Below are 12,578 nucleotides of genomic sequence, written 5' to 3'. Positions count from 1 at the left end.
GAGCACACCATGGCCGCTCAGCTCCCACCAGCCGTCCTGGCCGAGAGACGCCGTCGTCCCCTCAACAGGCTCCCGGTCTCCGTGAGCCAGCAGACGCAGGTGGTCTGCGTGGCAACCAGGTGCAGGACCGGGCTGGGGCGGCGGTAGGTGTCGGCGTAGTCGACGTTGGTGGCCGCTGCTCGCCCGCGCATGACGATGGCGTGCAGGAGCGCCGCCGGGTAGTCATCGGGGTGGTAGAGCCAGGTCACCTCGCCCTGGCTGTGGGCTTGGCACGCGCGGCGGTCAGTGCAGGGACGGTCAGGGTAGGGGCCGACGGAGTGCTCGCGAAAGGCCATCAGTACCTGCTCCGGACTGGTCCAGGACATCGGGTCCATGGGGATGTGGGCAGCAGTGGGGAAGGTAGAGGAGGCGGAGGTATGAGGTCGAGATGGAGGACGTGCGAGGTCCTGGTACAGCGACAGCGTTGTCTTCAGGTGCCATACCTGGATCATGCCTTGGGACCGCGTGGAGAGGCAGGAGAAACACCGCAGGATTTGAAACGATTTAAGATCGCGGCCCAGTCCGCTCCCACGGCGAGGACCTCAGCCCCCTGCCCCCTGCTCCCCACCCCTATCCCTTCCCCCCTCATTGCTTTCGCCCCTGAACAGTCGCTTCCGCAGCGGGCAGTATGGAAAGCGACTGTTCAGGGGCGAAAGCGACGCGGAGGTTGGGCAGGGGCTGGCCTGCAGCTCCGTCACGAGCCCGCCGGGACAGTTCTTGCACAGCCCGGTCCGACCTCAGCCGGCTCTACTCCGCCAGGACCTGACCGTTCGAGCCCGCGATCTCTCCGAGCACGCGGGCCGACTCCTTGGGCGTCCGCTCCTGAGTCTGACGGTCCACGGCGATGATGCCGAACTTGGGGCCGTAGCCGAAGATCCACTCGAAGTTGTCCATGGCGGACCAGCACATGTAGCCCGAGATCGGGACGCCGTCAGCAATCGCCTTGCCTACCTCAGCGATGGCCGTGCGCAGGAAGTCCACACGCTGGGAGTCGTCCTCGGTGTTGAGGCCGTTCTCAGTGACGATGATCGGGACCTTGACAGTCTCCCAGGCCTGGCGGACGACGGCGCCGATCGCCCAGGGCCAGATCTCCTCGCCCTGCGGGTTGACCACGGCGTCCGGAGCCGGCGGCACCGGGCCGTCCGGCCCCAGCACCGTCCGGTTGTAGGTCTGCAGCCCCACGAAGTCGTCCCCCTCGCTGACCCGCAGGTAGCGCAGGTTGTTCTCCTCAACCAGACGCCTCACGCGCTCCTCGCCCCCCGGGGCAGCGTGAAAGTCGGTGTTGGCAAGCGTCCAGCCCGCCTTCATCGAGGGCTTGACCTCCTTGATGGCGGCCACAGCCGCCTTGTGGGCAGCGCACTTGATCTCAAAGGCCTTGTCCGTGGCCGCGAACTGGAAGCCCGCCACCTTGCTCGCCGGGATCCCCAGCGCCCGGCCGGCGCCGGCCCAGGTCGGGTTCTTCTCGCGGTCGGCGGGGTCACGCTCGGCCAGTCCCAGCTCTCCCAGGAGCACAGCGAGGTTGGGCTCGTTCATGGTGCAGGCGATGTCGAACAGGTCGCCCAGCTCCTGCGTCACCTTGCGGGCGAAGCGGGCGAAGAGCTCCGGGGTCCCCTCGTCCTCCCAGCCACCGCGGGCAATAAGCCACTGCGGGGAGGTGAAGTGGTGGTAGGTGACCAACGGGGTCAGCCCGTGCTCGTGGCAGGCACGCAGCATGTCACGGTAGTGCTCCAGGGCCACTGCGGAGAACTCTCCCTCCGCCGGCTCGATACGGCTCCACTCCAGGGAGAAGCGGTAGGAGTTCAGCCCCAGGGAGGCCAGCAGCGCGATGTCCTCGCGGTAGCGGTGGTAGTGGTCGCAGGCGTCACCGGAGGACTCGGCATACATCGTGGGCCTGACGTGCTCGTAGAGCCAGACGTCGTTGTTGGTGTTGCCGCCCTCGACCTGGTGGGAGGCGGTCGCCGTCCCCCACAGGAAGCCCTCGGGGAAGACCGGGGTGGACGCCGTCTGGGTAGTCGACGCTGTTGTCACAGGATCATTCCTTTCGTTTCCTTCATTGTCAGCAGTAGCAGGCAGACGCACGCACGTCACCGAGAGCGAGCCAGTCCTCGCGCCGGGTTCGTCGCCTACTTCACGCCCTTGACCAGTGGCATGATGAGCGCCGCCAGGACGCAGAAGCCTGTGCCCACACCCCACAGGAGCGGGTAGTTGCTGGAGTCCGGCCCCAGCAGGGTCGGGGCGATCGCCGGGACCAGCACGTTGCCGAGGTTGAGGGCCAGACCGAAGACCGCCATGTCCTTGCCCGCGTCCGCCTCGCTGGGCAGCACCTTGGCGCACAGGGCCAGGTCCACCGTGAGGTACATCGGCTGGCCGATGGCGAAGAGCATCCAGGCCACCGTGAATCCGGTCAGGGAGTCTGAGGTCGCCGCGATGACGAGGGCGACGCCCATGATGACCGAGGCCAGGGCGACCAGGGGCTTGAGCATGCCCAGCTTGTCCGCGATCCAGCCCGATCCGGTGAAGACGACGATCGAGACAGGGGCGCTCATGAGGGACAGGCGCCCAGCGATAGCACCGGCAGAGGCAGGATCGTTGCCGAGCCCGACGATGAGGTAGAGGACGAAGAACCCCAGGAAGGCCGCCATGGCCGAGCCAGCAAGGAAGCGGGAGACCCACACCCAGGCGAAGGCCGGGTGCTTGACGGGGTTGACGAGCATGTGGGTGAACATGGAGAGCGTGCCCCCGGAGGGGATCTCCTCACGGGTGTGCTGCGGGTCCTTATAGAGCAGGAGCAGGGGCAGCGCGAGCACCAGGGCCAGGACGGCCGGCACGGTCATCAGGGCCACCGAGCTGACCTTGACCAGAGCGCCAGCCAGGTAGGAGCCGGCGCTCATCGCCAGCGCACCGCACAGGCCCATGACACCCATGACGCGGGCTCGCATGTTCCCGGGGACCCCCTCGACCGGGATGGTGGAGTAGGCGTTGAAGCCCGCCTGGGCGGCCGCGATACCGATGATGTAGGCCACGATGCTGACCAGCGAGGAGGTCGAGGTACCGATGAGCCAGAAACACGCCAGGGCGACGAGGTAGCCGCCCAGCATCCAGGGACGACGACGCCCCAAACGCGAGATCGTGCGGTCGGACAGCGCTCCGACGACGGGCACGACGGCCAGCATGAGCAGCGCGGACAGCGAGGTGGCTCGGGAGTAGACGAGGGTTGCCAGGTCCTTGTCGATGACGGACAGGCGCAGCTGGAAGGCCGTACCCATGCCCATCATCATGACGTACCCGCCGATGGCGGCGATCAGGACCAGCCAGACTGTGCGCCTGGGGCTGCCGAACTTGCGCGCGATGGCCTGGTACTCGGCGTCCTGCGCGTCCTGGGGAGAAGGCGTGTCAACGACGGCGGGAGCGACGTCGTCAGCGACGTCCTCCGGGCGGGGTGCAGATGTAGTGCTCATCGATCGTCCTTGAGATGAGGAGGTCGGCTTGTCGCCGACTGCTGGGAGCAGCAGTCGCTGCGTGCCAGCACCATAACCCAACATGTTCCACTTTGGTCGAGATCTACATCTCAACCAAAGTGGAACATGTCTCAGTCGCTAGACTGCCCGGGACAGGGAGCGAGGACCATGCCAGGCACACCAACCACACGGGACGACCGCGCCACGCACGAGCCCAAGGCCCAGGCGGCGCCCCCCGCTCACACCACCCCCGCCGCCACGCCGGACGGCCGTACGCGCTACACCAACGGGGAGCGGCGTCGCGCCGAGATCATCGACGCAGCCACTCAGGTCTTTGCCGAGCAAGGGTTCCAAGGCCTGTCACTGCGCCAGATCGCCGACGCCGTCGGCGTCAGCCACACCCTCCTGCGCCACCACTTCGGCACCAAGGACGCCATCCTCCAGGCCGTCCTGACCCGGCGGGAGGAGCTCGAGGCCGGCTGGCGCACCGAGCTCTTCGCCCAGCACGGTTTCCTGGATGCCCTACCCCAGGTTATGGCGCACAACGCCACCATCCGCGGACTGATCCAGCTGGACGTCGTCATGCGGGCCGAGGCCATCAACCCCTCCCACCCGGCGCACGACTACGTCGTCAGCCTGACCCACCGCTTCCGTAGCGCGATCCGCGCCGACCTCGCCGCCGACCAGGCGGCCGGACGCATTCGCGCCGACCTCGACCTGGACCTGACCGCGCTGACACTGGCCTCACTCATCGAGGGGGTGCAGGCCGAGTGGCTGCTCGACCCGAGCGTCGACATGGCAGCCGTCACAGCCGACGTCGTCTCGCACCTACGCGCCTAGCACGTCGGACCACGAGCGCCCACCCCTCCCCTCTCCCGCGTCACAAACGTGGTTTTGCGTTCCGGACCGGGGTATCCATGCGGTTGTATACCCCGGTCCAGAACAGGAAGCCACGGTTTCGACGGCGCACGGCACCCCGTTGACAGCGCGCGGAGCACGTGCCTAAAGTGCCTCACACCGATATGAAACGGTTCAAGGACGATCCGGAGGACGCCATGCCTGACCACTCCACCCTTCTCGACGCCCCGGCGCCCGAGGTCTCCGACCCCGTCGGGCCCCTCGCGGCCCCCGTACGCCTGCGTGTGGACCACCACCGCGCAGGCACCGACGTCCTCGGCGGCACCTTCACCACCCCGGCCCTGTCCTGGGAGGTCCCCTCGGCTCCGCAGGGCTGGAGCCAGGCGCGTGCCGAGATCGAGATCGCCCGTGCCGCCGTCGGCTCCCAGCCCGTCACCGAGGTCTTCTCCCTCACCTCCCGGTCCTCCCTCTTCCAGACATGGCCGACCGCACCGCTGGCCTCCCGCGAGCGCGCGACCTGGCGCGTGCGCGTGGCCGGAGACGACGGCGTCCTCTCACCCTGGTCCGAGCCCGCCGCCGTCGAGACCGGGCTCCTGGAGCGCGCCGACTGGACCGCCCAGGCGGTCACCGCCCCCGGCAACCAGCGAGCCGACGTCGCCCCGGTCCTCGTACGCCGCTTCACCGTCACCGAGCCGCTGGCTGCTGCCCGGCTGCACCTGAGTGCCGGCGGTACCTACGAGGCCTACCTCGACGGCGTCAAGATCGGCAGCGACGAGCTCGCCCCGGGCTGGACGGAGTACCGCAGCCGTTTCCTCGCCCAGACCCACGACCTCACCTCCGTCCTGTCCCCCGGCGAGCACGAGCTCGCCGTCGTCCTGGGCAACGGCTGGTACCGCGGGCACCTGACCTGGCTGATGAGGGAGTGCGTCTACGGCGAGAGGCTGTGGCTGGCCGCCCAGCTGGAGCTGAGCAGCGAAGGTGGCGAGCGCACCTCGATCGTGACCGACTCGACCTGGGCGACCCGTCCCTCCAACATCACCGCCAACGACCTGTACAACGGCCAGTCCACCGACCTGCGTCTGCCCGCCCTGGGCGACCAGGCCGCCGAGACGGCCGTGGAGGTGCTCGACCTTCCCGAGGCCGCGCTGGAGCCGACCACCCTGCCCCTGCCTACGGTCATCGGCGAGGTCGCGCCCGTCGAGGTCCTCACCACGCCCGCTGGCAAGACGGTGGTGGACTTCGGTCAGAACCTGACCGGCCACGTCCGCCTGACCGCGCGCGGCGAGGCCGGCCAGGTCGTCACCCTGCGTCACGCCGAGGTCATGGAGCACGGCGAGCTGGGGACCAGGCCGCTGCGCAACGCCGAGGCGACGGACCGCGTCACGCTGTCCGGCGGCGAGGACGTCTTCGCCCCCACCCTCACCCAGCACGGCTTTCGCTACGTCGAGGTCGACGGCTTCCCCGGTGACGACGCCGCGCTGGCCGCCTCGATCACCGCTCGTGTGGTCTCGGCCGGCATGGAGCGCACCGCCTGGTTCTCCTCCTCCCATCCGCTGGTCACCACGCTGGTGGAGAACACCCGCTGGTCCACCATCGACAACTTCATCACCGTGCCCACCGACTGCCCCCAACGCGACGAGCGCCTGGGCTGGACCGGGGACATCGGAGCCTTCGCCCCGACGTCACTGTCCCTGTACGACGCCTCCGCCTTCCTAGACTCCTGGGTCAAGGACCTGGCCTGGGCCCAGACTCCCGACGGCGCGCTGCCGGTGGTCTCCCCTAACGTCCTGGAGGGCAACAAGCTCACCTGCGCCTGGGGCGACGCCATCACGCTCGTGCCCTGGGCCGCCTACGAGGCCACCGGGGACCTGGGCCTGCTGGCCAGCTCGGTCGAGGCCATGGCCTGCTTCGTGGACGGGGTGGATGATGTCGCCGGGGACAGTCACCTGTGGCGCGGCGGCTTCCAGTTCGGCGACTGGCTCGACCCTGACGCCCCGCCGGAGGACGCAGCCGCAGCCAAGGCGGACGCCGACGTCGTCGCCACCGCCTACTTCGCCCGTAGCGCGCAGATCACCGCTCATGCCTACCAGGCCCTGGGCAACGCCAAGCGCGCCGCCCACTACGAGGCGCTGGCCGCCGCGGTGCGCCAGGCCTACCTCGACGCCTACGTCACCGCTGACGGCATGGTCATGTCCGACTGCGCCACCGTCTACTCCCAGGCCCTGGCCTGGGACCTGCTGGACACCCCGCGGCGCGTGGCCGGCGCGGGCCGGCGCCTGGCGGACCTGGTGCGTCTGCGCTCCTTCCGCATCTCCACCGGCTTCGTGGGCACCCCGCTGGTCCCCATCGCCCTGGTCAAGGGCGGTCAGGCGGCCACCGCCTCCCGCCTCGTGCTGGAGAAGGGCTGCCCGAGCTGGCTCTACCCCATCACGATGGGCGCCACGACTATCTGGGAGCGCTGGGACTCGATGCTGCCCAACGGGGAGATCAACCCCGGGGAGATGACGAGCTTCAACCACTACGCCCTGGGTGCGGTCTCCCAGTGGCTGCTGACCGACCTGGCTGGCCTTGAGCCGGTCAGCCCAGGCGGCAGCCAGCTGCGAGTGGCCCCGCAGGTGGGTCACGGCTTCACCTCGGCCAGTGTGGTACGCCGGCTGCCGCTGGGCACCGCTCGCACCTCCTGGGAGCTGAAGGGGGCCACCCTGCACCTGAGCCTCCAGGTACCCGTGGGCGCCAGCGCCGAGGTCTGCCTGCCGGGCGGCGAGAGCGTCCAGGTGGGGCACGGCGTGCACGAGTGGACCGTGACCGTCTCTGACCTGGAGGAGGGCCAGCGCCCGATCCTGACCGTGCGGGACGTCATCGACGACCCCGAGGTGTGGGCGAGGATCATCGACGCAGTCTCCGGCACGCACCCGATGTTCGGACAGGACCCGGCCTCCACGATCACGCGTATGCTCAAGCACGAGCTGGACTCCACCGCGAAGGTCCTGCCCGGGGCCGCTACGGTCTACGGCTTCGTGCCAGGGCTGGAGCAGACGCGTGCCGCCCTCGACTCGGTGATCAACGAGGTCGCCTCCCAGGCGGCTCCCGTCCCGGCGGCTCAGCAGTCCTGACTCTCACGCCTACGGCCTGGCCCAGCGTCCTGGGCCAGGCCGTCACAGCGAGGAAGCAGTGATGAACGCGTTCAACACCCTGCCGGTCCTGCCCGGCTTCTACCCCGATCCCTCCATCTGCCGCGTACAGGGAACCTACTGGCTGGCCAGCTCCAGCTTTGAGTACCTGCCCGGCGTCCCGGTCCACCGCTCGGGCGACCTGGTGATCTGGGAGCAGGTGGGGCACGCCTACGAGCGCCCCTCGGCCCTCCCGCTACCACAGGCCGACGCCGGCTCCCAGGGCACCTTCGCCCCCACGATCCGCCACCACGAGGGCACCTTCTACCTGGTGGTCACCAACATGGGCCAGGAGCCCATGGGGCAGCGGATCGTCACTACCACCGACCCTGAGGCCGGCTGGTCCGATCCTGTCCTGGTCCCCGACACCCCCGGCATCGACCCGGACCTGGCCTGGGACGAGGAAGGCACCTGCTACCTCACCTGGCGGGCCGTCTCCTTCGCCGACGGCGCCGTGACCTCCACGATCACCTCCGTGCCCATCGATCCCACCACCGGGAGGCGCCTGGGCGAGCCCGTGGCCCTGTGGCAGGGAACAGGCATGCGTGACCCCGAGGGGCCGCACCTCTACCGCCGTCACGGGTGGTGGTACCTGCTGCTGGCCGAGGGCGGGACCGGCGTCGGGCACTGCGTGACCATGGCCCGTTCGCGCGAGCTGACCGGGCCGTGGGAGCCCCATCCGGTGGGTCCCGTCCTCACCCACCGCTCGACCGACCACCCAGTCCAGGCGACCGGCCACGCCGACCTGGTGCCGCTGGAGGGTGACGAGACCTGGGAGGGCACACGCTTCGCGATGGTCCACCTGGGTATCCGCCAGCGTGAGCCCTTCCCCGGCTACCACCTCAACGGCCGCGAGACCTTCGTGGTCGGCGTGGACTGGGACGGGGACTGGCCCGAGGTCGACGAGTCCCGCTATGAGCAGGCCGTGCGGGACCAGGAGGCGGCCACTGACCGCTCCTTCACTGACACCTTTGCCGGCTCGGCAGGCCCTGTGGCCAGCGGGGACGAGCCCTGGGACCTGGATGACCGCTGGGTCTCTCCCGGCGGCCTGGCACGCACCGCGCTCTGCCGGGACGAGGACGGCGTCCTCGCCATGACCGGCCCGCAGGACGCGACCCTCCCGGCGCCGCTGCTGTGCGCCCGCGTGCGCGACGAGCAGTGGCGCGCCGAGGCGCTCCTGGAGCCGGAGGCAGGAGCCGTCGCCGAGATGTGCGTGTACCTCTCCCCTGAGCACCACGTGGCCGTGCGATGGCAGGACAGTCGAGTCTGCGCGCTCGCCACGGTCCTGGACCTGTCCCAGCAGCTCGGCCCGGCGCTCCCGGCTGCGGGCCCGGTGCGCCTGTGGGCGCGAGCAGAGCCACCCGAGCCCGGCTTCTTCGGCTCGCAGGTGCCTGACACCCTCATCCTCGGCCTCAGTGACGACGAGGGCGCCCACGAGCTGGGTCGTCTGGACGGCCGCCTCCTGTCCAGCGAGGTAGCCGGTGGCTTCACCGGCCGCATGATCGGGGTGCGCGCGCTGGCTGGCCGCACCCGTATCCGGTCGCTGACCTACACCACGGCCTAGCACGCACTGCCCCACGCAGCCGCCCGACGGCGCCGCGCTCCTACAGTGGAGCTTGGCGTCGTCGTCCGCCCTGGCACGGACGCACCCTGCTCAACCACTCACGAGGACCCACCATGACCCAGCCACCGCTCACCGACCGCTCCACCACGGCGTCACCCGCCTGGGCGATCCACCCCGCCTCCACCCCGATCGCCGTCCCCACCGGCGAGACGGGCCCCGTGGTCAGCGCGCCAGCCGGCACCCTGCGTGGGGTCTGGCGTCAGGTCGCGGTCCCGCCCGGCGCCGCACCCGCGACCTACGACCGCTCGGCAGCCTTCTACAACATCCCCTACGCTCAGGCGCCGGTGGGCCCGCGACGCTTCATGGCACCCGTGCGCGCCAAGCACTGGCAGGGCGTACGTGAGGCGGCTATACCCGGTCCCACGCCTCAGCGTCGCCCCTTCGGGGTGACCACCGCGATCCCTGAGCCCAGCGTGAGCGGTGAGGAGGTCCTCAACCTCAACGTCTTCACTCCTGATCCCGCCTCGGAGGCCCGGCTACCGGTCCTGGTGTGGATCCACGGCGGCGGCTTCTTCGCCGGCAGCCATAACAGCCCGTACTACGACGGCGCAGCCTTCAACCGTGACGGAGTGGTGACGGTCAGCCTGTCCTACCGCCTGGGCATGGATGGCTTCGGCTGGGTGCCGGACTCCGACGCACCGGTCAACCGCGGCATCCTGGACCAGGTCATGGCGCTGGAGTGGGTGAGTGAGAATATCGCCGCCTTTGGCGGGGACCCAGAGCGCGTCACCATCGCCGGCCAGAGCGCGGGCGGAGCGAGCGTGCTCGCGCTGCTGACCGCTCCAGGCGCTCGTGGCCTGTTCAGCGCCGCGATCTGCCAGTCCGGTGGGACGACGGCGGCCACGGTCGCCGACGCTCGTGCCGTGGCCTTGCGCGGGGCCGAGATCGCTGGCGTGCCAGCCACCCTGGCTGGCTGGCGCAGCCTGAGCGAGGAAGCGGTGCTCGACGTCGCAGCCATGCTAGGCACCGAGTTCCCGCTCTTTGACATCGACCTGGGTCCTGAAGGGCTGGCGCCCTTCCTGCGGCTGCCTCGCACGATGTCACGTACCTTCATGCCGGTGGTCGACGGAGAGGTCCTGCCACGGTCGACCTTCGAGGCTGTGCGCGCCGGGGCCGGTCACCAGGTCCCGCTGCTCATTGGCGGGGTGACCCATGAGATGACGCTCATCGGTCACGCACTGGCCGAGCCCCTGGCGCGGCTGTGCGGTGGCGCGGAGCAGGTGAGCGTGGACCGCCTGCTGGCCGAAGCCGGCCTGGAGCCGGTCGAGGTCGAGGCCTTTCACGCAGCCTATCCCGAGCTCTCGGGGCGCCCCGACGCCGATCTCGTGGGTGCGGGACAGGTCATCTCCGACTATCTCTTCCGGCTGCCTGCGCTAGAGGTGGTGCGTCTGCGCGCTGAGGAGCGGGAGGCAGCAGGAAGGACCTGGCTCTACGACTTCGCCTGGGGCTCGACGGTCCCGGGACCGGGCGCGGGCCTGGCCGGGCACTGCCAGGAGGTCCCCTTCGTCTTCGACTGCCTAACCCACCCTCATGCCGACGCCGTCCAGGGCCCGCACCGTCCGCAGGCCCTGGCGACGGCGGCACACGCCGACTGGGTGGAACTCCTTCGTCACGGCGACCCCGGATGGCGGCCGTGGGCGCTCTCGCGCACCGGCCGTACCTACGGCGGGCCCGAGGCGCCCGAGGGAGCCAGCGACGGCGAGGTCTTCAGCTGGGACTTCCACCTGCTTCAGCGAGGCTGAGACTCTGAGAGGCGCGCGAGTGCACGGACCACACGCCCCTCAGCCCTGGTCAGGAGCAACGCACCCTGATCGCCATCCACGGCCGGGACGGGAGCGCGACCTCCACCTGTCCTTGGGCCTCAGACAAGACGGTCTCAATCGTCATCGCCCAGGTGTCAATGAGATCGATACTCGCTATCCGTCCCTGCGGGACCCGGAGCCGCCAACGATGAGGCTGAGACCTCCCCATGTAGATCAGGCGGTAGTCCTCACCGTCCTCGGCGACGTAGCTCGAGTCGTCCCCACCTCGTACAGGGGTCAGGAAGCCGTGTGGAGCAGCGTCAACAAACTGCCGTAGGAAGGCGATTCGCTTCCACGCCTCTCCCTTGAGCCGTCCTCCGTTCGCCCACCAGATGCCGTCATCGCTGTAGTAGGTCTCACCGTGGGTCATGCCCGCCCCACGAAGGATCCCGATCCAGAAGCGTCTCAGCTCCTCCTGAGCGGTCAGGTTGCCCCACCCGAACTCCAGGTTGCCTTCATACCCATACTCGTCGATCACGACAGGCTTTCCGAAGCGCGTGGCCAGCTCATCGATCTTCTGCCCCACCGTGTCACCACCGCCTTGGAAGGAGACGTGTGTCACCCAGTCGACCGTGGCATCGAAGGCGTCAGTGATGTTGTGGACCCCGATCGGATGCCCGGCTCCGTCCTCCTCGCAGACGATCTGACCAAACCTCTCCCAGTCAGCAGGCCTCTTGGCCGTGACCAGCTCGTACTCGTTAGCCAGCGACCAGAAGACGTTTGGGAAGGCCGACAGCCGGCGCACCACATGCCGGAGGTAGGACTCGTCCACGTCCGGAGACATCGTGGAGAATCCCCATCTGTCATACGGGTGGAAGAGAATCAGGTCGGCGACGACTCCCAGACGTCCCAGCTCCCGGACACAACCCTCAAGCTTGTCAAAGAACTCAGCGTTGAACGCGTCCCAGTCCCACTGGGTCTGTCCTGGTCCTGCCGAGAGGAACGGAACGGACTCCGGCGCCGCCCGGTTGTAGTCGTAGTGCTTGGGGAAGACACACATCCGGATCTTGTTGAAGCCGGCCATCTCGAGCGTGCGAAGCGTCTGGCGACGAGTCTGCTCACCGGAGTGGATCCAGGCGTAGGCAGTAGTACCGATCGGCGTGTAAGCAGTGCCGTCCACGTGCTCGAAACGTGTGCCGCTCGCGACAACCGGGCCGTGCTCACCAGGAGCAGGCGCCCCGACCTCCACCTGTGCTCTCAGGGCCCCGGCCTCGCTGAGCCCCGTGACGTCAACCGTCCACGTCCCAGCCGTGTCAGGCAGGAACCTCATCACCAGGAAGTCTCCACGGTCGTAGAACGCCGTAGCGCGACGCACGGTAGGTGTACCTTCTCGCAGCGGTCCTGTAGCCGTGAGACGGACCGCGCTACCGGCCTCGAGGTCTCGCAGGAGGTTCCCGGCTCCGGGGAGCTCCACGACGACGTCGACCGGTTCCCAGACCCGCCCTCCCTGAGGGCACGTCAGACGAGCCGAGAGAGCCTGCTGCGGACTCAGCGTCCGTAACCGGCGTGCAGGTCGGCGTCGGGGTAGAGGTGTCGGGTCCTCAAGAGTGCTGAGACTGTCCAGGACCTCTAGGCAGGCGGGGCTGGAGTGTCCAAGCTCTATGCCGAGAATCACGCCGATAGGAAA

At 69.0% G+C, this 12,578-nt stretch carries 8 protein-coding genes; 4 read left to right on the top strand and 4 right to left on the bottom strand.

Features of this window, described 5'->3' with window-relative positions; translation table 11 throughout:
* Positions 1-17: 17 nt before the first annotated feature.
* The 3 genes from HRL51_RS04190 to HRL51_RS04180 all read right to left on the bottom strand — a co-directional run bounded on the left by HRL51_RS04190 (position 18) and on the right by HRL51_RS04180 (position 3,497).
* Positions 18-365: a hypothetical protein gene (locus HRL51_RS04190; protein ID WP_172121092.1), complete on the bottom strand. Its 348-nt coding sequence runs from the start codon at positions 363-365 to the stop codon at positions 18-20.
* Positions 366-786: 421 nt separating this feature from the next.
* A complete protein-coding gene (locus HRL51_RS04185; protein WP_172121091.1) occupies positions 787-2,067 on the bottom strand; it encodes a glycoside hydrolase family 1 protein in 1,281 nt (426 codons plus the stop codon).
* A gap of 95 nt (positions 2,068-2,162) precedes the next feature.
* On the bottom strand, positions 2,163-3,497 hold the full coding sequence (locus tag HRL51_RS04180) for an MFS transporter (RefSeq protein ID WP_172121090.1): 1,335 nt from the start codon (positions 3,495-3,497) through the stop codon (positions 2,163-2,165).
* Positions 3,498-3,665: 168 nt separating this feature from the next.
* Here HRL51_RS04180 and HRL51_RS04175 point away from each other — a divergent pair, with 168 nt between their 5' ends.
* From HRL51_RS04175 to HRL51_RS04160, 4 genes are all read left to right on the top strand, one after another.
* Positions 3,666-4,337 carry a TetR/AcrR family transcriptional regulator gene (locus HRL51_RS04175; protein ID WP_172121089.1) on the top strand — a complete coding sequence of 224 codons (672 nt, stop codon included), beginning with the start codon at positions 3,666-3,668 and terminating at the stop codon, positions 4,335-4,337.
* Positions 4,338-4,552: 215 nt separating this feature from the next.
* Entirely contained in the window at positions 4,553-7,468 is a 2,916-nt protein-coding gene (locus HRL51_RS04170) for an alpha-L-rhamnosidase (RefSeq protein ID WP_172121088.1), read from the top strand.
* 61 nt (positions 7,469-7,529) lie between these two features.
* Positions 7,530-9,089, top strand: coding sequence for a glycoside hydrolase family 43 protein (locus HRL51_RS04165; RefSeq protein WP_172121087.1), 1,560 nt, complete (start codon positions 7,530-7,532; stop codon positions 9,087-9,089).
* 113 nt (positions 9,090-9,202) lie between these two features.
* A complete protein-coding gene (locus tag HRL51_RS04160) occupies positions 9,203-10,891 on the top strand; it encodes a carboxylesterase/lipase family protein (protein WP_172121086.1) in 1,689 nt (562 codons plus the stop codon).
* Positions 10,892-10,940: 49 nt separating this feature from the next.
* On the opposite strand, the gene HRL51_RS04155 is transcribed toward HRL51_RS04160, so the two are convergent.
* The gene (locus tag HRL51_RS04155; RefSeq protein ID WP_172121085.1) at positions 10,941-12,266 is read right to left on the bottom strand and encodes a DUF5605 domain-containing protein; all 1,326 of its coding nucleotides are present in this window, start codon (positions 12,264-12,266) and stop codon (positions 10,941-10,943) included.
* Between the last annotated feature and the right edge of the window lie 312 nt (positions 12,267-12,578).

The sequence above is a fragment of the Actinomyces faecalis genome, from assembly GCF_013184985.2.
GTDB classification, from domain to species: domain Bacteria; phylum Actinomycetota; class Actinomycetes; order Actinomycetales; family Actinomycetaceae; genus Actinomyces; species Actinomyces faecalis.
The sequence above is the reverse complement of the archived record's forward strand: the minus strand, read 5'-3'. Positions and strand labels throughout refer to the sequence as shown.

Bases quoted from the DNA above. Each gene is read 5' to 3' on its own strand.
- HRL51_RS04160 (WP_172121086.1), top strand. From the start codon at position 9,203: ATGACCCAGCCACCGCTCACCGACCGCTCCACCACGGCGTCACCCGCC.
- HRL51_RS04165 (WP_172121087.1), top strand. From the start codon at position 7,530: ATGAACGCGTTCAACACCCTGCCGGTCCTGCCCGGCTTCTACCCCGAT.
- HRL51_RS04180 (WP_172121090.1), bottom strand. From the start codon at position 3,497: ATGAGCACTACATCTGCACCCCGCCCGGAGGACGTCGCTGACGACGTC.
- HRL51_RS04175 (WP_172121089.1), top strand. From the start codon at position 3,666: ATGCCAGGCACACCAACCACACGGGACGACCGCGCCACGCACGAGCCC.
- HRL51_RS04170 (WP_172121088.1), top strand. From the start codon at position 4,553: ATGCCTGACCACTCCACCCTTCTCGACGCCCCGGCGCCCGAGGTCTCC.
- HRL51_RS04190 (WP_172121092.1), bottom strand. From the start codon at position 365: ATGTCCTGGACCAGTCCGGAGCAGGTACTGATGGCCTTTCGCGAGCAC.